General features: G+C 71.8%; 24 protein-coding genes. 16 read left to right on the top strand and 8 right to left on the bottom strand.

All coding sequences use genetic code 11. From position 1 onward, the window contains the following. The 12 genes from MFF58_RS32225 to MFF58_RS06520 all read left to right on the top strand — a co-directional run bounded on the left by MFF58_RS32225 (nt 1) and on the right by MFF58_RS06520 (nt 10556). Nucleotides 1-1998: a quinol:electron acceptor oxidoreductase subunit ActD gene (locus tag MFF58_RS32225; protein ID WP_279603313.1), complete on the top strand. Its 1998-nt coding sequence runs from the start codon at nt 1-3 to the stop codon at nt 1996-1998. Continuing rightward, on the top strand, nt 1995-2540 hold the full coding sequence (locus MFF58_RS06570; protein ID WP_238286155.1) for a c-type cytochrome: 546 nt from the start codon (nt 1995-1997) through the stop codon (nt 2538-2540). Before MFF58_RS32225 ends, MFF58_RS06570 begins: the two co-directional genes overlap by 4 nt. Next, on the top strand, nt 2537-3598 hold the full coding sequence (locus MFF58_RS06565) for a hypothetical protein (RefSeq protein WP_238286154.1): 1062 nt from the start codon (nt 2537-2539) through the stop codon (nt 3596-3598). The genes MFF58_RS06570 and MFF58_RS06565 overlap by 4 nt, the downstream gene beginning before the upstream one ends. Beyond that, nucleotides 3595-4083: a hypothetical protein gene (locus tag MFF58_RS06560; RefSeq protein ID WP_238286153.1), complete on the top strand. Its 489-nt coding sequence runs from the start codon at nt 3595-3597 to the stop codon at nt 4081-4083. Before MFF58_RS06565 ends, MFF58_RS06560 begins: the two co-directional genes overlap by 4 nt. Beyond that, on the top strand, nt 4080-5045 hold the full coding sequence (coxB, locus tag MFF58_RS06555; RefSeq protein WP_238286152.1) for a cytochrome c oxidase subunit II: 966 nt from the start codon (nt 4080-4082) through the stop codon (nt 5043-5045). The genes MFF58_RS06560 and coxB overlap by 4 nt, the downstream gene beginning before the upstream one ends. A gap of 145 nt (nt 5046-5190) precedes the next feature. Then, nucleotides 5191-6867, top strand: a complete 1677-nt coding sequence (locus MFF58_RS06550; RefSeq protein ID WP_238286151.1) for a cytochrome c oxidase subunit I — start codon at nt 5191-5193, stop codon at nt 6865-6867. After that, entirely contained in the window at nt 6864-7523 is a 660-nt protein-coding gene (locus MFF58_RS06545; RefSeq protein WP_238286150.1) for a cytochrome c oxidase subunit 3, read from the top strand. Before MFF58_RS06550 ends, MFF58_RS06545 begins: the two co-directional genes overlap by 4 nt. A gap of 1 nt (nt 7524) precedes the next feature. Continuing rightward, nucleotides 7525-7836 (top strand): cytochrome C oxidase subunit IV family protein, encoded by a 312-nt coding sequence (locus tag MFF58_RS06540; protein WP_238286148.1) that lies wholly within the window; start codon nt 7525-7527, stop codon nt 7834-7836. A gap of 79 nt (nt 7837-7915) precedes the next feature. Next, nucleotides 7916-8701: a class II glutamine amidotransferase gene (locus tag MFF58_RS06535; RefSeq protein WP_238286146.1), complete on the top strand. Its 786-nt coding sequence runs from the start codon at nt 7916-7918 to the stop codon at nt 8699-8701. A 163-nt stretch (nt 8702-8864) separates the two neighbouring features. Beyond that, on the top strand, nt 8865-9605 hold the full coding sequence (locus MFF58_RS06530; RefSeq protein WP_238286144.1) for a NepR family anti-sigma factor: 741 nt from the start codon (nt 8865-8867) through the stop codon (nt 9603-9605). Nucleotides 9606-9730: 125 nt separating this feature from the next. Then, nucleotides 9731-10144, top strand: a complete 414-nt coding sequence (locus MFF58_RS06525; protein WP_238286142.1) for a DUF1236 domain-containing protein — start codon at nt 9731-9733, stop codon at nt 10142-10144. Nucleotides 10145-10280: 136 nt separating this feature from the next. After that, complete coding sequence (locus tag MFF58_RS06520) at nt 10281-10556, top strand: hypothetical protein (protein WP_238286140.1); 276 nt, start codon at nt 10281-10283, stop codon at nt 10554-10556. 3 nt (nt 10557-10559) lie between these two features. Here the strand turns inward: MFF58_RS06520 and mscL are convergent, their stop codons facing one another. From mscL to MFF58_RS06505, 3 genes are all read right to left on the bottom strand, one after another. Then, nucleotides 10560-10979 (bottom strand): large conductance mechanosensitive channel protein MscL, encoded by a 420-nt coding sequence (mscL, locus tag MFF58_RS06515; RefSeq protein WP_238286138.1) that lies wholly within the window; start codon nt 10977-10979, stop codon nt 10560-10562. A 274-nt stretch (nt 10980-11253) separates the two neighbouring features. Continuing rightward, nucleotides 11254-12099, bottom strand: coding sequence for a CDP-alcohol phosphatidyltransferase family protein (locus MFF58_RS06510; RefSeq protein WP_238286136.1), 846 nt, complete (start codon nt 12097-12099; stop codon nt 11254-11256). A 7-nt stretch (nt 12100-12106) separates the two neighbouring features. After that, nucleotides 12107-12817, bottom strand: a complete 711-nt coding sequence (locus tag MFF58_RS06505) for a phosphatidylserine decarboxylase (RefSeq protein WP_238286134.1) — start codon at nt 12815-12817, stop codon at nt 12107-12109. Between the two features lie 272 nt (nt 12818-13089). On the opposite strand from MFF58_RS06505, the gene MFF58_RS06500 reads away from it, so the two are divergent. Next, nucleotides 13090-14004, top strand: a complete 915-nt coding sequence (locus MFF58_RS06500; protein WP_238286132.1) for an NAD(P)-dependent oxidoreductase — start codon at nt 13090-13092, stop codon at nt 14002-14004. Nucleotides 14005-14033: 29 nt separating this feature from the next. Here the strand turns inward: MFF58_RS06500 and MFF58_RS06495 are convergent, their stop codons facing one another. Together MFF58_RS06495 and MFF58_RS06490 are read right to left on the bottom strand one after the other, a co-directional pair. Next, the gene (locus MFF58_RS06495) at nt 14034-16016 is read right to left on the bottom strand and encodes an ABCB family ABC transporter ATP-binding protein/permease (protein WP_238286130.1); all 1983 of its coding nucleotides are present in this window, start codon (nt 16014-16016) and stop codon (nt 14034-14036) included. Between the two features lie 87 nt (nt 16017-16103). Continuing rightward, nucleotides 16104-16298, bottom strand: coding sequence for a DUF1127 domain-containing protein (locus MFF58_RS06490; RefSeq protein ID WP_238286128.1), 195 nt, complete (start codon nt 16296-16298; stop codon nt 16104-16106). A 104-nt stretch (nt 16299-16402) separates the two neighbouring features. Between MFF58_RS06490 and MFF58_RS06485 the strand changes: the two genes are divergently transcribed. After that, entirely contained in the window at nt 16403-17737 is a 1335-nt protein-coding gene (locus MFF58_RS06485; RefSeq protein WP_238286126.1) for an aminotransferase-like domain-containing protein, read from the top strand. 7 nt (nt 17738-17744) lie between these two features. Here MFF58_RS06485 and MFF58_RS06480 read toward each other — a convergent pair whose 3' ends face one another. Next, nucleotides 17745-19268, bottom strand: coding sequence for a LysM peptidoglycan-binding domain-containing protein (locus MFF58_RS06480; RefSeq protein ID WP_373323289.1), 1524 nt, complete (start codon nt 19266-19268; stop codon nt 17745-17747). Nucleotides 19269-19488: 220 nt separating this feature from the next. Here MFF58_RS06480 and MFF58_RS06475 point away from each other — a divergent pair, with 220 nt between their 5' ends. Continuing rightward, a complete protein-coding gene (locus tag MFF58_RS06475) occupies nt 19489-20085 on the top strand; it encodes an LOG family protein (RefSeq protein WP_238286124.1) in 597 nt (198 codons plus the stop codon). 47 nt (nt 20086-20132) lie between these two features. Here the strand turns inward: MFF58_RS06475 and MFF58_RS06470 are convergent, their stop codons facing one another. Then, nucleotides 20133-21794 (bottom strand): methyl-accepting chemotaxis protein, encoded by a 1662-nt coding sequence (locus MFF58_RS06470; RefSeq protein WP_238286123.1) that lies wholly within the window; start codon nt 21792-21794, stop codon nt 20133-20135. Nucleotides 21795-22195: 401 nt separating this feature from the next. Here MFF58_RS06470 and MFF58_RS06465 point away from each other — a divergent pair, with 401 nt between their 5' ends. Further along, a complete protein-coding gene (locus MFF58_RS06465) occupies nt 22196-23983 on the top strand; it encodes a methanol/ethanol family PQQ-dependent dehydrogenase (RefSeq protein WP_238286122.1) in 1788 nt (595 codons plus the stop codon). Here MFF58_RS06465 and MFF58_RS06460 read toward each other — a convergent pair. Continuing rightward, a complete protein-coding gene (locus MFF58_RS06460; protein ID WP_238286121.1) occupies nt 23937-24866 on the bottom strand; it encodes a LysR substrate-binding domain-containing protein in 930 nt (309 codons plus the stop codon). The genes MFF58_RS06465 and MFF58_RS06460 overlap by 47 nt on opposite strands. Nucleotides 24867-24879: the final 13 nt, after the last annotated feature.

Below are 24879 nucleotides of genomic sequence, written 5' to 3'. Positions count from 1 at the left end.
ATGTCCGGCGCCCTGATCCGGCCCGACGCGACCCTCCAGGGCATCGGCGGCGCGGTCGCCGCCATCCCGCTGACGCATCCCGGCAACCGGCGCTGGTGGATCGCCTTCGCGGGGTCGGCCTCGCTCCTCGGCCTGTTCGCCCTCACCCTCGCCTACCTGCTCTACGCGGGGCCCGGGATCTGGGCCAACAACAACGCCGTCGTCTGGGCGCTGGACATCGCGAGCTACGACTGGTGGATCGGCGTCGCCTCCGGCAGCCTGCTGGTCTCGGCGATCCTGCTCCTGCTCGGGGCGGAGTGGCGCGGGGCGGTGAACCGCGTCGCCGAGACCCTGGCGCTGCTCGCCACCGCGGCGGCCGGACTCTACCCGATCATCCATCTCGGGCGGCCGTGGTTCTTCTTCTGGAACCTGCCCTACCCCAACACCTACGACCTCTGGCCGCAGTTCCGCTCGCCGCTGCTCTGGGACGCGATCGACATCGTGTCGTTCCTGGTGATCTGCGTGAGCCTGTGGTTCATCGGCCTGCTGCCGGACCTCGCCACCCTGCGCGACCGGGCCTTCGCGGAGGCCATGCGCCAGGCCGACGCGAAGGCCCCGACCCGCAAGCTCGCGCTGCTGCGCGCGCAGGTCTACGGCATCGTCGCCTCGGGTTGGCGCGGGTCTGCGGCCCACTGGCAGATCTGGCTCCAGGCCTACCGGACGGTGGCGCTCCTCGGCGTGCTGCTGGTGGTCTCGGTCCAGACCGGCGCGTCGGTGATGCTGGCGGGCTCGCTGATGCCCGGCTGGCACAGCACGCTGCTGCCGGTGAGCTTCCTGGTGAACGCGGTCTATTCGGGCGTCGGCGTCACGGCGGTGATCGTGATGCTGATCCGCCTCGTCTACGGCCTCGACGGCCTGGTGACGGCCCGCCACCTCGACGTGCTCGGGCGGCTGCTGCTCTGCCTCGGCTGCGCCAGCGCCTATTGCTACGCGGCCGAGTCCTTCGACACCCTCCTCAACGGCGACGCGCAAGCGCGCGCCGTGCTGGTCCGGCGCGTGACCGGCGCCCACGCCCTGGTCTCCTGGACGGCGATCCTCTGCCTCGTCCTCCCCGCGCAGGTCCTGTGGTCGGCGCGCGCCCGCGCGGCGCCGCTCGCCATCGCGGCGGTGGGGCTCCTCGTGGCCGTCGGCGCCTACGCGGACCACGTCATGGTCCTGGTCGTCACCCTGACCCAGGACTTCCTGCCGTCCTCGAAGCTGCCCTACACGACGGATGTCTGGGGCATCGCCACCTTCGCGGGCTCCGTCGGCCTGTTCCTGACCCTGCTGCTCCTGTTCCTGCGCTACCTGCCGGCCGTCTCGATCGTCGAGAGCCGCCGCCTCGCCCTGACGGCCTCGCCGGCCGCGCAGGACGCCGCCCGCGCGGCCGCGTCCCGGGCCGCCGCGCGGCCCGAGGAGAACGCGGTCTCCGCGCCCCTGTGGGGCGTGTCCGCGACCTTCGCGAGCCAGGGCGACCTCGCCGCCGCCCTCCAGGCGGTCTCGGGCATCAGCCCGGATCACGTCCATCTCGACGGGCACGGCCCGGTGCCGATGCCCCGCACCCTTCGCGCCCTGGGTCTGGAGGGCCGCTCGATCCTGCCCTACGCCCTGGCCGGTGCGCTGCTCGGCGGCACCGGCTTCTTCGCCCTGTGCATCTACGCCACGGCCTACGACTACGTCTTCCTGATCGGCGGACGGCCGCGCCTGTCCTGGCCCTCCTTCGTGGTGCCGAGCGTCTCCTTCGCGATGATGGCGGGCTGCGGGGCGATCCACCTCGCGCTCCTGGTGCTCAACCGCCTGCCCCGCCTGAACCACCCGGCCTTCAACATCCCGGGCTTCCTGCGGGCCTCGGAGGACCGGTTCTTCCTCTCCGCGGAGGCGCGCGGCGACCGGTTCGACGCGGGCCGGATCGAGCGGCGGCTCGCGGCCCTGCCGGCCGAGGCCGGGCGTCCCCTCGAGATCCGGCGGATCCCGCGATGAGGAGCGCCGTCCTCCGCACCCTGCCGCTCGCCCTCCTCGCCCTGGCCCCCCTCGCCGCCTGCGGCGAGGCCGACATGGCCGATCAGGCCCGGGCCAAGACCTGGGACAAGAACCCGTTTTTCCCGCGGGAGATCACCATGCGCCAGCCGGTGGCCGGCACCGTGCCGCGGGTCGATCCGGCCCGCGCGGCGCCGCAGCCGGCGACGATCACCCGGGACCTGCTCGACCGGGGCCGGGAGCGCTACGGGGTGTTCTGCACGCCCTGCCACGGCCAGGACGGGCGCGGCGCCGGCATGATCGTCGCGCGGGGCTTCCCGTCCGCCGGCAACCTCACGGCCGAGCCCCTGCGCAGGGCCTCCGCGGCCGAGATCTACGACGCGATCGCGAACGGCCGGAAGGCGATGTTCGGCATGGCCCAGATGATCCCCTCCGCGGACCGCTGGGCGATCGTCGCCTACGTCCGCGCCCTCCAGCTCAGCCAGGATGCCGCCGTGGCGAGCCTGGCCGCGGAGGATCGTGCCCGCCTGGAGGCCAAGCCGTGAGCCGCCGCGCCCTCCTGGGCCTCGCCGGGCTCGGTCTGCTGGCCTGCTGCCTGACAGCGGGCGGCTGGCGCGGCGCGACGGCCTCGTATCTCGCGGCCTGGCTGGTCCTCCTCGCCCTGCCGGTCGGCGCCCTGCCGGTGGTCATCGTGGCCGAGCGGTTCGGCGCGCGCGTCCGCGCCCGCGGCGGCATCGAGATGCTGGCGGGCCTGCGCCGGCTGATGGCGCTGATGCCGGTCGCGGCCCTGCTGTCGCTGCCGGTTCTGGCCGCCGTGTCGCTGCTCTACCCGTGGGTGGCGGCCCCGGCGCGCACGCCTCTGGCCGGCCTGTGGTTCACGGTGCCGTTCTTCGCGATCCGGGTGGTCGCCTATCTCGGCACCTGGACCTGGCTGGCGCTGCGCTTCGCCCGGCCGTTCGACGCGCCCGGCGAGGGGCGGACCGTGCCGGCGGTGGGGCTGCACGCGGTCATCGGCACGCTGTTCGTCACCGACGTGGTCGCCTCCCTGGACCCGCGGCTCGATTCCACCCTCCTCGGCCTGCTCGTGATGACGGCCTGGAGCGGCCTCGCCTTCGCGGCGGCGATCCTGCTCGCCTGGGAGGAGCCGGAACCCGTGGGCCGCGGCCGGACCGCGCCCGGCCGCGGCCGGCTGGTGCCCCTGGTCGTGCTGCTCGGGCTCTGGGCCTACCTGCACTTCGTGCAGTTCCTGATCGTCTGGTCGGCGAACCTGCCGCCCGAGGTGTCGTGGTACTTCGCCCGCGGCGGCTGGCTCGGGCGGGCGCTGGCGATCGTGGCCGGCGCGGTCGTGGTGCTGGCCGGGCTCGCGACCCTCCGGCCGGGACGCCCGACCACCCGGATCCTGGCCGGCGCGGCGCTCGCGGTCCACGCCCTGGAGATGTTCTGGCTGGTCACCCCGGCCCTGCGGGACCGCTTCGTCCTCCGGCCCAGCGACGTGCTCGCCGCCTGCGCCGTGGCCTGCCTCGCCGCCGCGCTCCGGCCGGTCCTGCGGCCGAGTGCCGACCGGGCGGCCTCCGAGGCCCGCCGCGCCGGGAGGCCGGCATGAGCGCGGGCGGACCCTCCGGGCTGATCCCCGCGATCCTGGCCGGCCTGACCCTGCGCGGCAGCGGCTTCCTGGCCGGGCGGCCGCAGAAGCCCGCCGCCAACGCCCCCCGTGAGCCCGACGGGCCGGGCCACGAGACCCGCGACGTCGACGTCCGCAACACCGCCCTGGTAATGGCCGGCCTCGCGCTCGCGGTGCTGACGGTCGTCGGGACGATGATCTGGATGATGAGCACCTTCGCGGCCGGTCAGCGCCAAGCGCTGCCCGCGCTGACGCCCCAGCAGACCACGCGGCTCGTGCCGCCGCCCCCGAACCTGCAGGCCGACCCGTATGCCGACCTCAACCGCCAGCGGGCGGCGACGGAGGCGCATCTGGACGGCTACGGCTACCGGGACGAGGCCCGAACCCGCGCCCGCATCCCGATCGGACGCGCCATGGACCTGATCGTCGGCCGCCCCCTCGACGCGGCGGAGCCCGGAGACCGATGACCCCGGGCCACGATTCCCTCCAGCTCTGGCCCGCCGCGGTCTCCGCCACCGCCACCGAGACGGACGTGCTCATCCTGGCCTTCACGGTGCTGACGCTGCTGCTGACCGTGCCGGTCTTCCTGGCGATCACCTATTTCGCGGTGCGCTACCGCGAGGGTTCCGAGGCGGACCGCAGCCCGTCGGGCATCCGCTCGAACCTGATCGAGATCAGCTGGATGCTGATCCCGTTCCTGCTGACGCTGATCTTCTTCGTCTGGGGCGCGCGGCTGTACATCCACTCCAAGAACCCGCCTCCCGACGCCATGGTGGTCGAGGCGATCGGCCGGCAGTGGATGTGGAAGTTCCAGCATCCCACCGGCCAGTCCGAGATCAACGACCTGCATCTTCCGATCGGCCAGCCGATCCGCCTGCGCATCATCAGCCAGGACGTGATCCACGCCCTCTACCTCCCGGCGGTGCGCCTGCAGGTCGCCGCCCTGCCCGACCGCTACACCGACCTGTGGTTCAAGGCCGACAAGACCGGCACCTACCACCTCTACTGCTCGGAATATTGCGGCACCGACCATTCCGTGATGGGCGGCGAGGTTACCTTCATGAACCCCGGCGATTATCAGGACTGGCTGACCCATGCCGGAGCGCAGCAGGGCAAGGTCGCGGCCGGTCGGGCGCTCTACGAGGCCTTCGGCTGCGCCGGCTGCCACGAGCCCGGCTCGTCCGTGAGGGCACCGAGCCTCGCGGGCCTCTACGGTTCCTCGGTGAAGCTCGCCGACGGCCGTACCGTCACCGCCGACGAGGCATGGCTGCGCGAGAAGATCCTGAACCCGAACGGCGACCGGCTCGCCGAAGGGTACAAGCAGGTCATGCCGAGCTTCGCCGGGCGGATCCCGGAGGACGAACTGGGACGGCTGATCGATTTCCTGAAAGCCTATCCGGCTCCAAGGGCCGCGGACGCGACACGATGATGACCGGCGTCACCTCGGAGATTCAGGGGTCGGCTTGCAGGCCGCGCCGCTCTCCCTCCCCCCGCAGTGCTGGAAGGAAGACCCGCGTGATCGTCCGGCCGCTTCGCCTCCTTAGACATTCGCCAAGGCGACCGAGGGCGACACGATGAGCGCATCGGGCAGCATCGGCGGCACCGCCCGCCGCGAACCTCACACCCCGGAATCGACGATCGGCCGCAAGGCCGACTACCTGCACGCGGAATCGACCCTGCGTTCGTGGTTCCTCACCACCGACCACAAGCGCATCGCGATCCTCTACCTCGTCTCCATCACCGGCTTCTTCGTGATCGGCGCCCTGGCGGCCGGAGTGGTGCGCCTCGCGCTCGTCGTGCCGAACGGCGCGATCATGACCAACGACACCTACAACAAGGCCTTCACCATCCACGGCGTGGTGATGGTCTGGTTCTTCCTGATCCCGTCGATCCCCGCGACCTTCGGCAACTTCCTGATCCCGCTGATGATCGGGGCCAAGGACCTCGCCTTCCCGAAGCTCAACCTGACGAGCTGGTACGTGTTCATGGCGGGCGCCCTGTTCACCCTGGTCTCGGTGGTGCTCGGCGGCGTCGACACCGGCTGGACCTTCTACGCGCCGCTCTCCACCGCCTTCTCGAACACCTGGGTGCTGCCGGCGCTGATCGGCGTCACCATCGTGGGCTTCTCGTCGATCCTGACGGGCCTCAACTTCGTGGTCACGATCCACACCATGCGGGCCCCCGGCATGACGTGGTTCAAGCTGCCGATCTTCGTCTGGGCGCACTACGCCACGAGCCTGATCTTCCTGCTGGCGACGCCCGTCATCACCACGGCGCTGATCCTGCTGATCGCGGAGCGCGCCTTCCACATCGGCGTGTTCGACCCGGCCTATGGCGGTGACCCGGTGCTGTTCCAGCACCTGTTCTGGTTCTACTCGCACCCGGCCGTGTACATCATGGTCCTGCCCGGCATGGGGGTGATCTCCGAGATCGTCCCGGCCTTCGCGCAGAAGAAGCTGTTCGGCTACCGCTTCGTCGCCTACGCGTCGATCGGGCTGGCCTCGGTGACCTTCTTCGTCTGGGGCCACCACATGTTCGTCAACGGCCAGAGCGACCTGGCCTCGCTGGTCTTCTCCGCCCTGTCCTTCGCGGTGGCGGTGCCCTCGGCCGTGAAGGTCTACAACTGGACCGCCACGATCCATAAGGGCTCGCTCCGGCTCGACACGCCGATGCTCTACGCCATGGGCTATATCGGCCTGTTCGTGCTCGGCGGCCTCACCGGCCTCTACCTCGCGACGCTCGCCATCAACCAGCACATTCACGCGACCTACTTCGTGGTCGCCCACTTCCACTACATCATGGTCGGCGGCACGGTGCTGGCGTTCCTCGGCGGCCTGCACTTCTGGTGGCCGAAATTCACCGGCCGGATGTACAGCGAGCCCTGGGGCCGGGTCTCGGCGATGCTGATCTTCCTCGGCTTCAACGTGACCTTCTTCCCGCAGTTCATCCTCGGCTATCTCGGGATGCCGCGGCGCTACGCGACCTACCCGGCCGAGTTCCAGCTCCTCAACGTGCTGTCCTCGGCGGGCGCCACCATCCTGGCGGCGGGCTACATCTTCCCGATGCTCTACCTCGTCTATTCCCTGTGGTTCGGGCGGAAGGCGCCCGCCAACCCGTGGAACGCGAAGGGGCTCGAGTGGGAGACCGCCTCCCCGCCGCCGACGCACAATTTCCTCACGCCCCCGGAGGTCCCGCGCATCCCCTACGATTACCCGATCCAGGCCCAGGAATCCCGGGACCAGCACGGATGAGCCAGCCCCTGGCGGACGGCGTCGGCGTCGCGCGGGCCGAGCATTTCGAGAGCATCGCCCAGCAGCGCGCGGCGGCGACGCTCGGCATCTGGGCGTGGCTGATCACCGAGCTCCTGCTGTTCTCGGCCCTGTTCCTGGTGGCGCTGATCACCCGCATCCAGCATCCCGAGGCGACGGTCGCGGCGGCCAAGCACCTCAAGTTCTGGATCGGCGCCACCAACACCGTGGTGCTGATCTGTTCCAGCTTGACCATGTCGATGGCGATCGAGTTTTCCCGCATGGGCTGGCAGCGCGCCATGGTCCGGGCGATGCTGGCGACCGCGGCGCTGGGCGGCCTGTTCCTCGTGCTGAAGGGCTACGAGTACTACGCCGACTGGGACGAGCACATGATGCCGTTCCTGAGTAGCCGCCCCTTCGCGCTCGCCGAGACGCCGGCCGCGCGGCTGTTCGTGAACCTCTACTACGTCGCCACGCTGCTCCACGCGCTGCACCTGTTCACCGGCATCGCGCTGCTGCTCGGCATGACCTGGATGGCCGCCAAGGCCGGCTTCCTCGCCCGGCACCAGAACTGGATCGAGATCTACGGCCTGTACTGGCACTTCATCGACCTCGTCTGGATCCTGGCCTTCCCGATCCTCTACGTGGTGAACCGGTAGGATGCGCAATCCCCTCGCCGCCCTGCGTGCCGACGACCGCGCCCAGCTCCGGAAGCGCCTGCGCACCCCCGTGCTCACCTTCCTGGCGCTGCTCGCGCTGCTCGCCGTGAACGTCACGCTGGGCGCCACCCTGCCCTTCGCGCAAGTCTGGATCGTCGAGCTCGGCGTGGTCGCCGTGATGGTGGCGCTGATCCTCCTCGTCTCCATGGAGGTGATCCACGAGCCGCCGCTGATCCGGCTGTTCTCGGGGCTCGGCTTCTTCTGGGTCGCCATCCTGTTCGGGATGACCCTGACCGACTATCTCGCGCGCTGAACCGCGCGAAATCCGTTGTCCGGGCGGCCGAACACTCCTAAACGTCGCCGCTCCCCCGCCCTGCCCCGGTCGAAACCCGATGTGCGAACTGCTCGGCATGAGCGCCAACGTGCCGACCGACATCCGCTTCTCGTTCGCGGGGCTCGCCCGGCGCGGCGGCGAGACCGGACCCCACGCCGACGGCTGGGGCATCAGCTTCTACGACGGCCGCACCTGCCGCAGCTTCCACGAGCCCGAGCCGAGTTCGCGCTCCCAGCTCGCCCGGCTGCTGCGCGACATGCCGATCAAGAGCCGGATCGTCGTCGCCCACGTGCGCAAGGCCAATCGTGGGCGGGTCAGCCTGGAGAACACCCACCCGTTCGCCCGGGAATTGTGGGGCCGCCGCTGGACCTTCGCGCATAACGGCCAGCTCAAGGGCGTGAAGCGGCTGCCGCTCGGCGGCTTCATGCCGATCGGCTCCACCGACAGCGAACACGCCTTCTGCTGGATGCTCGGTCGCCTCCAGGCCCGGTACAAGGCCCTGCCCCGGCCCGAGACCCTCGACCGGGCCGTGGCCGACCTCGCGGGCGAGCTGCACGCGCTGGGCGTGTTCAACATGCTGCTCACCGACAGCCGCACCCTCTACGCCCATTGCGGCAAGCGGCTCTGCTACCTCACCCGCTGCGCGCCCTTCGGTAAGGCCACCCTGATCGACGAAGACTGGCAGGTCGATTTCGCGCAGGAGACCACCGAGCACGACGTGGTGACGGTGATCGCCACCCAGGCGCTGACCCGGGACGAGTGCTGGACCGACCTCGCCCGCGGCGACGTTCTGACCCTCCGGGACGGAGCGGTGCGCCTGTTGCGACCGGCAAACTTAGCTTAAGTGTAGTTTGCCCGAGGGTGCATGCCCGCCGCCGATGCGCTAGAACGCCCGTAACAGGAGCGCATCGAACGGGCCTTCCCCTTGGTTCGGGCCGGTAAGCGATCCGCCTCGACCCATTCGGGACCACTGGTCGAGCCACGATGAGTTGACGAGCGCGATACGCATGACCCGCGACGACACCGACACCGTCCTGTCCCAGGAGGACGGGACGCGGGATGGCCGCCCGAACCTGGCCCCCGGCATCCGCACGCATCTCGGGGAGCACCTGCGCACCGTCTACGAGCGGATCGGCGAGGAGACGCTGCCGTCCCGCTTCGCCGATCTGATCGAGAAGCTCGAGGCGGCTCTGCGCGCCCGGGGCGAGGCGATCGAGCCGGAATTCCGCAACGGCCTGCTGGCCGCGGTCCCGTCCCTGCGCGCCTTCGCGCTGTCGCTGACCTCGAACCCCGCCCGCTCGGACGACCTCGTCCAGGACACCCTGCTCAAGGGCTGGCAGCACCGCGCGCGGTTCCAGCCCGGGACCAACCTGAACGCGTGGTTGTTCACGATCCTGCGCAACATCTTCTACTCGGACCACCGCAAGCGGGTGCGCGAGGTCGAGGATCAGGACGGGTCCTACGCGGCCCGGCTCGCCACCGCCCCGCATCAGGGCGACCGACTCGACGTCGAGGACCTTCAATCGGCGCTCGCCAAGCTGCCGCCGGACCAGCGGGAGGCCCTGGTGCTGGTCGGCGCCGAGGGCGTCTCCTACGAGGAGGCCGCGGCCATCATGGGCTGCAAGGTCGGCACCGTGAAGAGCCGCGTCAGCCGCGCCCGCGGCCGGCTGGCGGAACTGCTGGGCTACGACGAGGAGGATCTCGGCTCCGACCGGTTCATCCAGTCGGCCATGCCCAAGGACGCGTAGGACGGCGCCAGCCGTCAGCCGACGCGCTGCAAAAAAGCATGCATCCGATTCCGGAGATCGGGCGTTACCGGCCCGAGCTTCGCCGCGTCCACGCGGCGGAACGTCACGGAACGGAGATGTCCTGCATGACCTTCAAGACCCTTATCGCCGCCTCGGTCCTCGCCCTGTCGCTGCCGCTGGCCGCCCAGGCCCAGGGCACGATCCCGGGTGCCGAGCGCGGCGCGGCCGCCGGTGCCGATGCGGCCGGCCCGATCGGCGGGATCGTCGGCGGCGCCGTCGGCGCGGCCACCGGCACGGTGGGCGGCATCCTCGGCGTCGACATGGCCCCGCGCTTCCGCAGCTACGTCCGCGAGCGCAACGTCCGCTCGTACGACTACGACGGCCGCGTCGCCGTCGGCACCGCCCTGCCGTCCTCGGGCGTCACCTACTACGACGTGCCGTCGGAGTACCGGGTGCAGCCCGGCTACCGCTACACCGTGGTGAACGACCGTCCGGTGCTGGTCGACCGCGGCCACCGCATCGTCGAGGTGATCGACTGATCCGACGGGCCGGCCTCGTGCCGGCCCGGCGGGCCCCGGAGCCGTGCTCCGGGGCCCTTCTGTCTCCCGCGTCCGGCGCCGGCGCAACGCTTCATCCGACCGGCCGTTGAGATGCCGTTCGACCTGTGAGGCGATCATGAGCGACAATCCCACCGAACCGAGTGCCACCCTGCCCGAGCCGGTGCGCGATCACCTCGGCCAGCAGCTCCGCGGAGTCCTGCCGGTGGAGGCCGACAAGCCTCGCTTCCTCGGCGACGATCCCGTGCCGGAGGTGTTCGAGCCGCAGATCCGCCGGCTGGAGACGCGACTGAAGACCCACGAGGAGGGGACGGGCGCCGTCGGCCAAGCCCTCGACCAGATCCTCGACGCCCTTGGCGTCAACCCCGACGAGACCGACAGGCGCGGGGGCTGAACCTCAGACCCGCGGCTTGGCCGCCAGGATGTCGCGGATTTCGGTCAGAACCTTCACGTCCGCCGGCACCTCGTCGGGCTTCTTGGCCTCGGCGGTCTGCAGGCGGTTCATCCCCCGGATCACCAGGAACAGCACGAAGGCGACGATCAGGAAGTTCAGCGTCAGGGTCAGGAACTGCCCGTAACCGATGACGGCGCCTTGCTTCTTCGCATCCACGTAGGGCAGGCCGGCCTGCACCTTCGACGAGAGCGGGATGTAGTAGTTCGAGAAGTCGAGCCCGCCGGTGACCGCGCCGATCACCGGCATGAAGACGTCCTGCACCGCGGAAGTGACGATGGCCCCGAAGGCCGCGCCGATAATCACCCCGACCGCGAGATCGACCACGTTCCCGCGCAGCGCGAACTTCTTGAATTCCTCGAGCATTCGCGAATCCCCCCGTCGAATGCTGCCAAGGTAGGGGAGGATTCGGTGACGGCCAGCGGCCTGTTGGGCGGGCCGGCTATCGTCAGCGCCGCGCCCGGTGCCCGGGCCCCGACCCGCGCCGCGTCCTGAGGCCCGTCCTGAGGCGCCGGGGCGCAGCGGAGGCCGCGCGGGAGATTTCCGGCCAGGCGCGCCATCCCGGGAGCCCTCCCTCGAGGCCCGCTGACGCGGGCATGTCCCATGAGGGCGCGGAGTCGGCTCGGCCGACGGACCGGCCCTACTCCGATCCGGCCGGCAGGCCGGCGGCGGGCCGCTCCCCCGCGACGGCCGCCTGCTCGGCCTTGAGCCGTCGGCGGTACTGGGCGGCAACCACCGGGATGGTCAGCAGGTAACCGCCGCTCACCGCCACCAGCGCCTCGAAGGGGTAGCTGATCAGGAGGCCGAAGGCCGCGACCCCGAACAGGAAGATCGGCAGGACGAGGCTGCGCGGCACCCGCTTGCCCATGGTCTTGCCCGAGTAGGTCGGCACCGTGGAGACCACCAGCAGGGCGATGGCCAGCACGTAGATCAGGACCGCGGGCGCCGCCCAGCTCTCCAGGCCGAACCCCAGGAAGTGCAGGTAGAGCGGCAGCATCGCGGTGAGCGCGCCCGCGGGCGCCGGCATGCCGACGAAGAAGTCCTTCTTCCATTCCGGCCGGTTCGGATCATCCAGCATCGCGTTGAAGCGGGCGAGCCGGAGCGCCATGGCGATGGCGAAGATGAGCGCCACGATCCAGCCCATCGACTTCAGGTGGAACAGCACGAAGCCGTAGAGGATGAGCGCCGGGGCGCAGCCGAAATTCACGAAGTCGGCGAGGGAATCGAGTTCGGCCCCGAAGCGCGAGGTGCCCTTGAGCAGGCGGGCCACCCGGCCGTCGATGCCGTCCAGCACGCCGGCCACCACCACGGCGATGACGGCGGGCTCGAACTTGCCCTCGAAGGCGAGGCGGATCGCGGTGAGCCCGAGGCAGAGTGCCATCAGGGTGATCATGTTGGGCGCGATCATCCGGAACGGCACCGGCTTGAACCGGCGCGGGCGCGGCTCGTTCGGATCGGGCGCGAAGGGCGGGAAGAGATCGTCCATGGCCGCCTCAGATCCGCTTGAAGACCCGGACCGGTCCGCCGCCGAGGTCGGCCAGGACCGTCTCGCCCGCCACCGCCTTCTGGCCGAGACCCACCAGCACGGTGGACCCCGCCGGCAGGTAGACGTCCACCCGCGAGCCGAAGCGGATCAGGCCGAACCGCTCGCCGACGCCCAGCACGTCGCCCGCCGAGACGAAGCCGACGATGCGCCGGGCCACGAGGCCCGCGATCTGGACCACGCCGACGCGCTTCGGCTGGCCGGCATGGGCGGTCTCGATGACCATGCCGTTGCGCTCGTTGTCGTCGCTGGCCTTGTCGAGTTCGGCGTTGAGGAACAGGCCCGGCGTGTAGTGGATCTGGCCGATCCGGCCCGCCACCGGCACCCGGTTCACGTGGCAGTCGAACACGTTCATGAACACCGAGACCCGCAGGGTCGGCACCTGCGGCAGGTCGAGTTCGGGCGGCGGCAGGACGGTGGCGATGAGGTTCACGCGTCCGTCGGCGGGGGAGATCACCAGCCCGTCCGCCACCGGGGTGACGCGCTCCGGATCGCGGAAGAAGTAGCAGACCCAGAGAGTGAGGATCAGGAAGATCCAGCCGAAGAACTGCGAGAAGTAGCCGGCCAGCACCGTCAGCACGATGCCGATCAGGATGAAGGGGTAGCCCTCCTTGTGGATCGGCACGAGCGTCCGGCGGATCGTCTCGATCAGGTCTGTCATGGGTTTTCGGACTCAACGGCGCCGCGACGGGCGGACAGGTCGGACGCGCGGATGGCAGCCCGCCGGGCCGGCGTCAACTTTCCGAGGGTCGCGGGCGCTCGCGCAGTCGGTTCCGGAGCGGCGCGAAACGCCTCCGCTTCACCGCCGCCGCCTCGACGAAGCGGCGGCGACGGCCTAGGGCAGACCGACCGGCCACGCCGACGCGGAGATCCCGGCTGGTTCTCCGCCCCGGCCGGGAGCGCGCGGCCGGGCGCCAGGACAGGGACACCGACATGGTCGCACGCATCGCCCTCCTCGGCCTCGGCGCCATGGGCCATCCCATCGCCCGCAACCTCGCGGCCAAGCGCGGATCCGAGGCCGAGACGATCGTCGCAGTGGATGCCGATCCGGCCCGGCTCGCCGGACTCGACGCGCCCGGCCTCGTCGCCACGGCGGATCCGGGCGCGATCGACGGCGCCGCGGTGCTGTTCCTGTGCCTGCCGAACGGCGACGTGGTCGAGGCGGCCCTGTTCGGCCCCGGCGGTGTCGCCGAGCGTCTGGCGCCCGGGGCCGTCGTGGTCGATCTCAGCACCATCGCGCACGCCAAGGCCCTGGCGATCGGCCGGGCCCTGGAGGCGGCGGGGCGGCTCTTCATCGATGCCCCCGTCTCCGGGGCGCCGGCCGGCGCGGAGGCCGGGACGCTGACCGTCATGTGCGGCGGCGACGCCGCCGCCGTCGCGCAGGTGCGCCCGCTGCTAGAGCGGATCGGCACCAGCATCCTCCACATGGGGCCGGTCGGGTCCGGACAGCTCACGAAGACGATCAACAACGTGCTCTACGACATCAACATCGCGGCGCTGGCCGAGGTGCTGCCGATGGCGGTCGCCATGGGGCTCGACCCCGACCAGGTCGCCCAGGTGGTCACCACGGGGACGAGCCGGAGCTACGCGTCGCAGTATTTCGTGCCCCGGATCCTGCAGGGGCGCTTCGAGGAGGGCTATCCGATGGGGGCCGCCTACAAGGACCTCGTCGCGGCGGCGGCGATCGCGGCGGAGAACGGCTTTCCGATGCCGGTCACGGCGGCCGCCACCGCCACCTACCAGACGGCCCTGCGCCAGGGGTACGGCGACAGGGACAAGGGCGCGATGGTGCTGCCCTTCGAGGATCTGCTCGGGGTCACGGTCCGGTCGCGGGACCGGACGTCCTGAGGACCGCCCCCGGGACGGCTTGTCCCCGCCTACTCCGCGGCCTCTGTCTCCGGCACGGCGCCGCGCCCGACCCGGGGCGGCACCACCGGCGCGTCGGCGCGCTGCAGCACCTCCAGGGCGGCGTCGGCCTCCCGCTGGCGGTCCCAGAGCGCCGCGTAGACGCCGCCGGCCTCCAAGAGCGCGGCATGGGTGCCGCGCTCGACGATGCGGCCGTGGTCGAGCACCAGGATCGCGTCGGCGTTGACCACCGTGGACAGCCGGTGGGCGATCACCAGGGTGGTGCGGCCTCGGCTGACCCGGTCCAGGGCCGACTGGATCTCGGCCTCCGTGAAGGAATCGAGCGCCGAGGTCGCCTCGTCGAGCACGAGGATCGGCGGCGCCTTCAGGATGGTCCGGGCGATGGCGACCCGCTGCTTCTCGCCGCCCGAGAGCTTCAGGCCGCGCTCGCCCACCGGGGTGTCGTAGCCCTCCGGCAGGCTCGACACGAAGCCGTCGATCTGCGCGAGCCGGGCGGCCTCGCGCAGCTCCGCGTCGGTGGCGTCGGCGCGGCCGTAGCGGATGTTGTAGCCGATCGTGTCGTTGAACAGCACCGTGTCCTGCGGGACCATGCCGATCGCCGCCCGCAGGCTCGCCTGGGTCACCGCGGCGATGTCCTGACCGTCGATGCTGATCCGGCCGGCCGACGGCTCGTAGAACCGGAACAGCAGGCGCGAGAGCGTCGACTTGCCGGCCCCCGAAGGACCCACCACCGCCACCGTCTGGCCCGCCGGGATCTCGAAGGAGACGCCCCGCAGGATCGGCCGCTCGGGATTGTAGGCGAAGCGCACGTCCGCGAACCGCACCGTGCCGCCCGCCACGGCGAGGGGCGCCGCGCCCGGCCGGTCGGCGATCTCGGGGTTCTGCCCGAGGATGCGGAACATGTCGTCGATGTCGATCAGCGCCTGTTTGATCTCGCGGTAGATCATGCCCATGAAGTTGAGAGGCATCGCGAGCTGCACCAGCATGGTGTTGGCCAGCACGAAGCCGCCGATCGTGGTGCGCCCCGCCAGGATGTCCCGGGCGGCGAGCCACATCACCGCGGTCATGCCCAGCGTGAAGATCACCGCCTGCCCGGCGTTGAGCACCGCCAGCGACACGTAGGTCTGCGTCGAGGCCTTCTCGTACTTCGCCATCGACTCGTCGTAGCGGGCCGCTTCCCGGCGCTCGGCGCCGAAATACTTCACCGTCTCGTAGTTCAGCAGCGAATCGACCGCCTTGGTGTTGGCGTCGGTGTCGGAGGCGTTCATCCGGCGGCGGATCGCGATCCGCCACTCCGTCGCCTTGTAGGTGAAGGCCAGGTAGGCCGCGACCGTCAGGAAGGCGGTCGCCGCGTAGGTCCAGCTGAACTCGTAGGCCAGCACGCCGAGCACCAGCACGAACTCGACGATGGTCGGCACCAGGGTCAGCACCATCAGGCGCGACAATTCCTCGATGCCGGCGCGGCCACGCTCCAGCACCCGGGTCAGGCCGCCGGTCTTACGCTCCAGGTGGAAGCGCAGGGACAGCCGGTGCATGTGCTCGAAGGTCTGGAGCGCGAGGCGGCGCACCGCGTGCATCGCCACCTTGGCGAACAGCCCGTCGCGCACCTGGGTCAGGGCCGACATGGCGATCCGCGAGACGCCGTAGAGGGCGATCAGCAGCATCGGCGCGGCGAGCAGCCCCGTGGGCACCGGCGTGCTGCCACCCTCCTGCCCGCCGACCGCCGCGACCAGCGCGTCGGTGATCCACTTGAAGGTGAACGGCGTCACCATGGTCACCAGCTTGGCGGCGAGCAGCAGGCCGAAGGCCAGGAAGACGCGGCGCTGCAGGTCCGGCCGGCCGTAGGGCCAGAGATGTGGCCAGAGGCGCCGATAGGTGGCGATCAGCCCGGGGCGCTCGGCATTGGCCGGCCCGGCCGGGGGATTCGGCCCGGCCAGAGGCTTCGGCCCGGCCGGCGGTGTCGGCCCGGCCGGGCGCGCGGTGGTGTCGGTCATGAGGGTTCTGTCGGGCGGGGTGTCGTGAGCCCCGCATATAGGCGCGCGGTCGCGCGGGATCACCCGCGCTGCGCGCATGTCCCCGTCTCACCCCCGCCAGAACGGCTTCCGGATCTCCGCGCGCACCTGCCACGGTTCGAGGCCGACATCCCGCATCTGGTCGGGATGGAGCGCGGCGAGCGCCCGCCGGGTGTGGATCCGGCACAGCCAGATCTGGAGCGCGGACGGCCGCGCGGCGGCGCGGAGGGACGAGGGGGACTGGAACAGGCTGACGGCGGTCATCGCGGACGATCCGGTGGCGGGGGTGCAGTCCGGCCGGGATTGCTGGCGGAGAATTGATCCGATACACATCTCGGATCAATCGAAACATTGACCTCGGAGCAATAATGTCGCCCGCGGATTTCCGATCGGTCGCCGACGCCATCGCGGCCGACATCGCGGCTGGCCGGCTGCGGCCCGGCGAGCGGCTGCCGCCGCAGCGCGACTTCGCCTATGCGCGGGGCATCGCGGTCTCGACGGCGAGCCGGGTCTACGCGGAGCTGGCGCGCCGCGGCCTCGTCACCGGGGAGGTCGGGCGGGGCACCTACGTGCGGTCCGAGCCGGGCCGGGTCGGGCCGCTCCAGCCGGAGCCGCCCGCGGCGGCCCTCGATCTCCAGCGGACCCATTCGCGGCTGCCCGAGCAGGAGGCCGTGCTGTCGGAGACGCTGGCGGCGCTCGCCCGCGGCGGTGCCGAGATCGGGTTCAGCCAGTACGGGCCGGCGGGCACGGCCCGGGCGCAGGCGGTCGCGGCCGGGTTCCTGGCCCGTGCCGACTACGCGCCCGACCCGGCCGACATCCTGTTCACCGGCAACGGCCGGCAGGCGCTGGCGGCGGCCCTCGCGGCGCTGGCGGGGCCGGGCGAGCGCATCGGCTGCGAGCCGCTGACCTATCCGGTCGTGAAGGGCATCGCGGCCCGCCTCGGGATCACCCTGGTGCCGGTCGCCATGGACGCGGAGGGGATGTGTCCCGACGCCCTCCTCCAGGCCCACCGGGCGGCGCCGCTGAGCGGCGTCTACATCCAGCCGACGCTGCAGAATCCGCTGGGCGTCACGATGGGGCCGGCCCGGCGCGCCGACCTCGCGCGCCTCCTCGAGGGGACCGGCCTCACGGTCATCGAGGACGCGGTCTACAGCTTCCTCGCCGACGCCCAGCCCCTCGCCAGCTTCGCGCCGGACCGGACGATCCTGATCGACAGCCTGTCGAAGCGGGTGATGCCGGCGCTGACCGTCGGCCTGATCGCGGCGCCCCCGCACCTGACCGACCGGCTCGCGGCCTCCGTCCGCCAGGGGGCCTGGACGGCGCTCGGATTGTCGCTGGCTGCCGGGATGCACTGGATGTCGGGCGGCTCGGCGGCCGCGCTCGCCGCCGCCAAGCGCCGGGACGCCACGGCCCGGCAGGTCATCGCCCGCGCGGCGCTGTCGGACCTCCGGGTGGTCGGCGATCCCCACGCCTACCATCTCTGGCTCGAATTGCCGGAGACGTGGCGGGCGGAGGCCTACGCGGCGGCGGCCCTGCGCCAGGGCATCGCCCTCCTCCCGGCCTCGGCCTTCGCGGTCACGCCGGGCTACGCGCCGAACGCGGTCCGCCTCGCCCTCGCGGCGCCCGCGCGGGAGGACCTCGACCAAGCCCTGCGCCGCCTGCGGCGGCTGGCTTTCGCGGGGGACGACCAGGTCGTGGAGTGAGGGCGGCTCAGCCCCGCTTGCCCGTCGGCAACACGAAGATCTGGCCCGGGTAGATCAGGTCCGGATCGCGGATCTGGCTCTGGTTGGCGTCGTAGATCACCGTGTAGCGCTCGCCGCGACCGTAGGCGCGCTGGCTGATCCGCCAGAGATTGTCGCCGCGGCTGATCTTGGCCGTGCTGATCTCCGGCACGAACACCGCCCCGGCCCGCACCGGCCCCGCGGCATCCGCCGCGAGGTGGCTCGTGTCCGGACCGCGGGGCGAGTCCGGGGCGGGCGCGGAGAGGGCCGACGGGGTCCCAGGGGCATTCCCGGGCGCATGCCCCGCTGCCGTTCTTCCACCCTCGCGGGCGCCCGCCCTGGGGTGGCCCGCGGCGGTTGCCGTCGCGGCGGGCTCCTGGGCTGCGACCTGCGCCGGATCCGGCACCGACAGCGGGACCTCGGCACGGGCCGCGACCTTGCCGGTCGACGGATCGATCTGGTCGATCCGCACCTGGTACTGGCCGGGCTTGATCCCGCGCCCGATCGTGAAGCTCGCCCGTCCGTCCGGGCCGATGCTGCCCGGGGCGATCAGCGTCTCGTTGAGGTAGAGCCGGATCGGGGCGCCCGGAACCCCGGTCGCCGTCACGAACAGGCGGCCGTTGCCCTGCACGTCCACGCTGGCGATCCGGGTCGGCTCCGCTGCCCCCGCGCCGGGCGTCCCGGGGCGCGCGGCGGTGGCGACCTTGCCGCCCGCGCCGGACGCTGATGCGGGGGCGTCGGGCTGCGACAGGACCACGGTCGGCGCGTCCGGAGCCGTCAGGGCCACGAGCGGTCGACGGTCGCGGCCGGGAGCGACCGCCACCGCCACGCTCTGCTGGGAATCGGCGGCCCGCCCGTCCGGGGCGGTCATCCGCAGCCCGAGCACGCTGGATCCCGCCGGCAGCGCCGGCGGCACGATCGCGAACTGCCCGTTCGCGTCGGCCGTCGCGCGGGCCACGGGCTTGCCGTCGACCAGCATCTCGACCACGGCGTGCGGCGCTCCGCGCCCGGCCACGACGGCGTCGCCGTTCGGCTCGACCCGGACGATGTCGAAGCGCGGGGTCTCCGCGGCATCGGGGCCGGCCATCCTGCCGGAGGCGTCCGGAGCCGGGACGCGCCCGTCCTGCGGGGCCTGCGACGGTCCGGTCCCACCGGCAGGCGTGCCGGGTTTCGCGTCGCCCGGCCGGATCTGCGTGGGCCGGATCTCCGTGGGCCGGATCTCCGTGGGCCGGATCTCCGTGGGCCGGATCTCCGTGGGCTTTGCGTCGCCGGGCTTGGTCCCGCCGGGCTTGTCGTCGCGGAAATCGATGGTCGGATCGACGCGCCCGGCCACGGTGCCGGGATCGGCGAGACCACGCAGGGTGCTCTGCGGCGCGGCGGCAGGCGGGGCGGCCTCGTCGCGGCCGGTGAGCCGCCGCAGGGACTCGCCGCCGAACAGGGCCAGCACGAGGCCGAGGCCGCCGAGCAGGCCGGCGAGCGCCAGGACGAGACTGCGCCGCACCCGTCCCGACATCGCCACCATGGCCTCCCCTGATCCCGCCGCCGAGCGGCCCACCCGCCCGCGTGAAAAGCGTCGACGGCACCGCCCATAATACCGTACATGGTCGCGACACCAAGCCGTCCCGCCGCTCAGACGGGTGAATCCCGCGCGACTTCAGCAGTTTGGCGCGTGGAGCGCCGGACGCGGAGCTTCTTCCGGACGGCTCGCAACGGACGCGCGAGGAGGGCGCCGGATGGCTCCGGTGAGGACAGTCTGTGTCTATTGCGGCTCCGGCTTCGGCCGGGATCCCGCCTTCCGCGAGGCCGCGGAAATCCTCGGTACGGCGATCGCGCGGGCGGGGATGCGCCTCGTCTACGGCGGCGGCGACGTCGGCCTGATGGGCACGGTGGCGCGGGCCGCGCTCGCCGCCGGCGGCCACGTCACCGGCATCATCCCGGACTTCCTGCAGGCGCGCGAACACATGCTGGCGGAGGTTCAGGAGACCGTGGTGGTGCCCGACATGCACACCCGCAAGCGGCTGATGTTCGAGCGCTCGGACGCCTTCGTGACCCTGCCGGGCGGCATCGGCACCCTGGAGGAGCTGGTCGAGCAGCTGACCTGGGCGCAGCTCGGGCGGCACCGCAAGCCCGTGGTGCTGGTCTCGGTGGCCGAGTTCTGGGCGCCGCTGCTCGCCCTGTTCGAGCACATGCGCGGCCACGGCTTCATCCGCGAGGGGCTCGATCTCAGCTACCTCGTCGCCCGCGAGGCGGACGCCGTCGTTCCGCTGCTCCGCGACGCCGGCCACGAGCCCGATCCCGAGGCCGAGGACATCGTCCAGCAGCGGATGTGACGCGGATCGGGCGGCGGGGCCGCCCGAACGCCCCGGGGACGGTGCGATCAGGCCGCGCGCACGTCGGAGATGAAGCGCTGCACCTCGGCGTCGAGCCGCTCGGCGTGGCCGGACAAGGCCGACGCGGAGGCGAAGACCTGGGCGGCCGCAGCGCCGGTCCCCTCGGCGGCATCGGCCACGCCCGTGATGGTGGTGGTGACGGCGCCGGTGCCGGCCGCCGCCTCCGCGACGTTGCGCACGATCTCCTGCGTCGCCGCCGATTGCTCCTCGACCGCCGTGGCGATGCTGGTGGCGACGCCGTTGATCTCGCGGATCCGGCCGGTGATCGCGGTGATCGCCGCCACCGCCTCGGCGGTGGCCCCCTGGATCTGGCCGATCTGCGCGGCGATCTCCCCGGTGGCCTTGGCCGTCTGGTCGGCCAGCTCCTTGACCTCGGCGGCGACCACCGCGAAGCCCCGGCCCGCCTCGCCGGCGCGCGCCGCCTCGATGGTGGCGTTGAGGGCCAGAAGGTTCGTCTGCCCGGCGATGGTCGAGATCAGTCCGACCACGTCGCCGATCCGGGTCGCCGCGGCGCTGAGCGCCTGCACGGATCGGGCGGTCCGGTCGGCCTCGCTCACGGTGCCCTGTGCCAGATCCGCCGAGCCGGTGACCTGCCGGCCGATCTCGGACACCGACGTGCCCAGCTGCTCGGCCGCCGAGGCCACGGCCTGGACGTTGGTCGAGGCCGCCTCGGCCGCCGAGGCCACGGTGGCGGTCTTCATCGCCGTCTCGTTGGCGGTGTCGGTCATGCTCTGGGCGGTGGCCCGGAGCTCGGCCGCGGCCTCCGAGACCACCCGGATGATTCCGCCGACCGTGCCCTCGAACCCGTCGGCGATCGCCCGCATCGCGGACCTGCGCCGCCCCTCGGCCTCGCTGCGCGCCGCGTTGGCCTCGTCCTCCAGGGTGTGGGTGCGGATGAGGCTGTCCCGGAACACCCGGGCGGAACGGGCGGTCTCCCCGATCTCGTCGGAGCGTCCGGTATAGGGGATCGCGACGTCGCTCCGCCCCTCCGCGATGGCCAGCAGGACGTCGCCGATCCGGCGGATCGGGCGCGAGACGCCGAAGATCATGAGCAGCGCGGAACCCAGCACCACGGTGAGGCCGAGCAGCCCGATGGCCAGGCCGCGCCAGCTCGCCGTGTCGGCCTGGGCCAGGGCGGCCCCCGTCGCGTCGGCCGCGAAGACCTGCGCGTTCTTGGTCGATTCGCCGATGGCCGCGTCGGCGTTGGCCTCGACGTCGCTGAGCGTCCTGCGCGCCGCCACCCGGGGCGCGAGCCGCGTCTCCGTCAGGTAGGCCCGCGCCTGGCTCGCGTGGCGCAGCAGACTTGCCTGCGTCTGCTTGAGCACGTCGGGCTTGAGGGCGAGGGCGATGGGGCCGTCCAGGCCCGCGGCGGCGGCGCGCGCGAGCGCGTCGATCCCGCTCAGGGACGCTTCGTCGATCGCGTCCGCGGGCGCCGATTCGAGCGTGTGCAGCGTGTCGCGCATCCTGGCCATGGCGAGTTGCGCGCCCTCGATCCCCTTGAGGATCGCCTGCTCGCGGCCGATCGCCGCGATGTTGCCGACCATCGTCTGCGCGCTGAGCCACTGGTTGGCGATCATCCCGACGACCAGCAGGCAGGCCGTGACCGCGGCCAGCGTGACCTTCGCGCCGATCTTCAGTTTGAGCGCCATGCGTCCATTCCCCCGTTTCGCGCGGAGTCTGGCTAAAAACCGCGGAGAAATCATCGTGTTTTTGTTGTGAGTCCGTACAAATCTGAACACATGCCCTCTTGGTGCAGATTTATGCGGCCATTAGTCCGTTTATATCGCTCATATAGTAAAATATAGCTTGCCTATATTGGTTTCGTTGAGAGCACGGCTTCGGATATGGAGGGCTTGAGCCGTCGAAAACGGCTCGGCCCCGCAACGCCGGCGGTGCGCCCGGTCCGGTACGCTCGGTCCAGTGCGCACTGGAACAGTCCTCCCTCCCCTGAGGTCGGGGGCGTCGGCCGCGCCGGCCGCGCCGGGATTTCGACGGCGGTCCGGTGTATGAGGCCGCGCCGACCGAGCCGGCCGGAAGAGGAAGCCCCAGGATGCGCGTCCCGACCCTCGCGGCTGTGCCGCTCGTCCTGCTGGCCGGCGCAGGCTTCGCGGCCGAAGGACCGGTCCTCCAGACCCTGGACTACGCCAACACCCGCTATTCCGACCTCGACCGGATCGACGCCGGCAATGTCGGGCGCCTCAAGGTCGCCTGGACCTTCTCCACCGGCGTGCTGCGCGGGCACGAGGGCGCGCCGATCGTGATCGGGCACCTCATGATCGTGCACACCCCCTTCCCCAACGTGGTCTATGCCCTCGACCTGGACCAGGGCGGGAAGATCCTGTGGCGCTACGCCCCGCGGCAGGACGCGGGCGTCATCGCCGTCATGTGCTGCGACACGGTCTCCCGCGGGCTCGCCTACGCGGACGGGCGGCTGTTCCTGCAGCAGGCCGACACCACGGTGGTGGCCCTCGATCCGGAGACCGGGCGGGTGCTGTGGTCGGTGAAGAACGGCGACCCGGGCCGGGGCGAGACCAACACCGCCACGGTCCTGCCGGTGCGCGGCAAGCTGATCGTCGGGCTGGCGGGGGGCGAGTACGGGGCGCGCTGCCACGTCACGGCCTACGATCAGGCCAGCGGGAAGCGCCTCTGGCGCGCCTACGCCACCGGGCCGGATGCCGACATGCTGGTCGATCCGGAGCGAACCACCGAGCTCGGGCGCCCGATCGGCCGGGATTCCTCCCTGAGGAGCTGGGAGGGCGACCAGTGGCGGACCGGCGGCGCCTGCAGCTGGGGCTGGTTCTCGTACGACCCGGACCTAAACCTCGTCTATTACGGGACCGGCAATCCCTCGACCTGGAACCCGAACCAGCGCCCCGGCGACAACCGCTGGGCGCAGGCGATCATCGCCCGCGACGCCGATACGGGGATCGCCCACTGGGTCTACCAGATGACGCCCCATGACCAGTGGGACTACGACGGCGTCAACGAGATGATCCTCACCGAGCAGGTGATCGGCGGCGGGCCCCGCAAGGTGCTGACCCATTTCGACCGCAACGGCTTCGGCTACACCCTGGACCGGGCCACCGGCGACCTGCTGGTGGCGGAGAAGTTCGACCCCACGGTCAACTGGGCCAGCCGGGTCGAGATGGATCCGGCCGCGCCGGGCTACGGCCGGCCAGTGGTCGACAGGCGCTACGCGCCGGGCGAGGCCGACGAGGACGAAGCCACGAAAAATATCTGTCCCGGGGCGCTGGGCGCCAAGAACCAGCAGCCGGCGGCCTACTCGCCGCTGACCCGGCTGTTCTACGTGCCGACCAACCACATGTGCATGGATTACGAGGCGTTCCGGGTCACCTACACGCCCGGCCAGCCCTATGTCGGCGCGACGCTCACCCTGCACCCGCCGGAGGGCACCGACCGGACCGGCGCGTTCATCGCCTGGGACGGCGCCAAGGGCCGGATCGCCTGGACGATCCCGGAGCCGTTCTCGGTCTGGTCGGGGGCGCTCGCCACGGCGGGCAACGTGGTCTTCTACGGCACGCTGGAGGGCTACCTGAAGGCGGTCGATGCCCGGGACGGGCGCGAGCTCTACCGGTTCAAGACGCCGTCCGGCATCGTCGGCAACGTCACCACCTACCTGCACGCCGGGAAGCAGTACGTGGCGGTGCTCTCCGGCGTCGGCGGCTGGGCCGGGATCGGTCTGGCGGCCGGGCTCACCGACCCGGCCGACGGTTCGGGGGCGGTGGGCGGCTACGCGGCCCTGTCGCAGTACACGGCGCCGGGCGGGCAGCTCACGGTGTTCGAAGTACCGGATCCGGCGCCGCCGGCCGCGCACTGACGAAGTCCACGAAGGCGCGCAGCGGCGCCGGCAGGAGCCGCCGGCCCGGATAGTAGAGGAACGGTCCGGAGAAGGCCTGCCACCAGGGCTTCAGCACCGGTTCCAGGGCGCCGCTGTCGAGAAGCGGCCGCAGCCAATCCTCGAACAGGTGGACGATCCCGGTTCCCGCGACCGCGGCCGCGACCGCGAGGTCGCTGGCGCCGACCCGCACGATCAGCGGCCCGGACGGATCCACCCGGACGATGTCGCCGTCGCGCTCGAACTCCCAGGGGGCCGTCAAGGCGCCGCTCGGGAACCGGCCGAGCAGGCAGGCATGGTCCAGGAGATCCCGCGGATGGTCCGGCCGGCCGCGCCGGTCGAGATAGGCCGGGGCGGCCGCGGTGGCGAAGCGCTGCCGCCGCGGGCCGATCGGCACGGCGATCATGTCGAGCTCCAGCCGCTCGTCGTAGCGGATGCCGGCGTCGCAGCCCGCCGCCAGAACGTCCACGAACCCGTCCTCAACCACCACCTCCAGGCGGATCTCCGGATAGGCCGCCAGGAAGGGCGGCACGAGCGCCGGCAGCACCAGCCGGGCGGCGCTCAGCGGCACGTTCAGCCGAAGCATCCCGGCCGGCCGGTCGCGGAAGCCGTTCACCACGTCGAGGGCGGACTCCACCTCGGCCAGCGCCGGCCCGAGCCGGTCCAGCAGGCGGGCGCCGGCCTCGGTGGGCGCGACGCTGCGGGTGGTGCGGTTCAGGAGGCGCACGCCCAGGCCCGCCTCCAGCCGGCGCACGGCCTCGCTGAGGCTCGACGCGCTCGCTCCGCCGGCGCGGGCGGCCTCGCGAAAGCCGCCGGCCCGCGCCACGGTGACGAAGGCGGTGAGGTCCGACAGATCCTGGGTCATCGTTCGAGAATCC

Origin of the sequence: Methylobacterium longum, assembly GCF_022179385.1 — a bacterium.
Taxonomy (GTDB): domain Bacteria; phylum Pseudomonadota; class Alphaproteobacteria; order Rhizobiales; family Beijerinckiaceae; genus Methylobacterium; species Methylobacterium longum.
This window is presented reverse-complemented; position numbering and strand designations above follow the sequence as displayed.

Bases quoted from the DNA above. Each gene is read 5' to 3' on its own strand.
- MFF58_RS32225 (WP_279603313.1), top strand. From the start codon at position 1: ATGTCCGGCGCCCTGATCCGGCCCGACGCGACCCTCCAGGGCATCGGC.
- MFF58_RS06570 (WP_238286155.1), top strand. From the start codon at position 1,995: ATGAGGAGCGCCGTCCTCCGCACCCTGCCGCTCGCCCTCCTCGCCCTG.
- MFF58_RS06560 (WP_238286153.1), top strand. From the start codon at position 3,595: ATGAGCGCGGGCGGACCCTCCGGGCTGATCCCCGCGATCCTGGCCGGC.
- coxB (WP_238286152.1), top strand. From the start codon at position 4,080: ATGACCCCGGGCCACGATTCCCTCCAGCTCTGGCCCGCCGCGGTCTCC.
- MFF58_RS06550 (WP_238286151.1), top strand. From the start codon at position 5,191: ATGAGCGCATCGGGCAGCATCGGCGGCACCGCCCGCCGCGAACCTCAC.
- MFF58_RS06545 (WP_238286150.1), top strand. From the start codon at position 6,864: ATGAGCCAGCCCCTGGCGGACGGCGTCGGCGTCGCGCGGGCCGAGCAT.
- MFF58_RS06540 (WP_238286148.1), top strand. From the start codon at position 7,525: ATGCGCAATCCCCTCGCCGCCCTGCGTGCCGACGACCGCGCCCAGCTC.
- MFF58_RS06535 (WP_238286146.1), top strand. From the start codon at position 7,916: ATGTGCGAACTGCTCGGCATGAGCGCCAACGTGCCGACCGACATCCGC.
- MFF58_RS06530 (WP_238286144.1), top strand. From the start codon at position 8,865: ATGACCCGCGACGACACCGACACCGTCCTGTCCCAGGAGGACGGGACG.
- MFF58_RS06525 (WP_238286142.1), top strand. From the start codon at position 9,731: ATGACCTTCAAGACCCTTATCGCCGCCTCGGTCCTCGCCCTGTCGCTG.
- MFF58_RS06520 (WP_238286140.1), top strand. From the start codon at position 10,281: ATGAGCGACAATCCCACCGAACCGAGTGCCACCCTGCCCGAGCCGGTG.
- mscL (WP_238286138.1), bottom strand. From the start codon at position 10,979: ATGCTCGAGGAATTCAAGAAGTTCGCGCTGCGCGGGAACGTGGTCGAT.
- MFF58_RS06510 (WP_238286136.1), bottom strand. From the start codon at position 12,099: ATGGACGATCTCTTCCCGCCCTTCGCGCCCGATCCGAACGAGCCGCGC.
- MFF58_RS06505 (WP_238286134.1), bottom strand. From the start codon at position 12,817: ATGACAGACCTGATCGAGACGATCCGCCGGACGCTCGTGCCGATCCAC.
- MFF58_RS06500 (WP_238286132.1), top strand. From the start codon at position 13,090: ATGGTCGCACGCATCGCCCTCCTCGGCCTCGGCGCCATGGGCCATCCC.
- MFF58_RS06495 (WP_238286130.1), bottom strand. From the start codon at position 16,016: ATGACCGACACCACCGCGCGCCCGGCCGGGCCGACACCGCCGGCCGGG.
- MFF58_RS06490 (WP_238286128.1), bottom strand. From the start codon at position 16,298: ATGACCGCCGTCAGCCTGTTCCAGTCCCCCTCGTCCCTCCGCGCCGCC.
- MFF58_RS06485 (WP_238286126.1), top strand. From the start codon at position 16,403: ATGTCGCCCGCGGATTTCCGATCGGTCGCCGACGCCATCGCGGCCGAC.
- MFF58_RS06480 (WP_373323289.1), bottom strand. From the start codon at position 19,268: ATGTCGGGACGGGTGCGGCGCAGTCTCGTCCTGGCGCTCGCCGGCCTG.
- MFF58_RS06475 (WP_238286124.1), top strand. From the start codon at position 19,489: ATGGCTCCGGTGAGGACAGTCTGTGTCTATTGCGGCTCCGGCTTCGGC.
- MFF58_RS06470 (WP_238286123.1), bottom strand. From the start codon at position 21,794: ATGGCGCTCAAACTGAAGATCGGCGCGAAGGTCACGCTGGCCGCGGTC.
- MFF58_RS06465 (WP_238286122.1), top strand. From the start codon at position 22,196: ATGCGCGTCCCGACCCTCGCGGCTGTGCCGCTCGTCCTGCTGGCCGGC.
- MFF58_RS06460 (WP_238286121.1), bottom strand. From the start codon at position 24,866: ATGACCCAGGATCTGTCGGACCTCACCGCCTTCGTCACCGTGGCGCGG.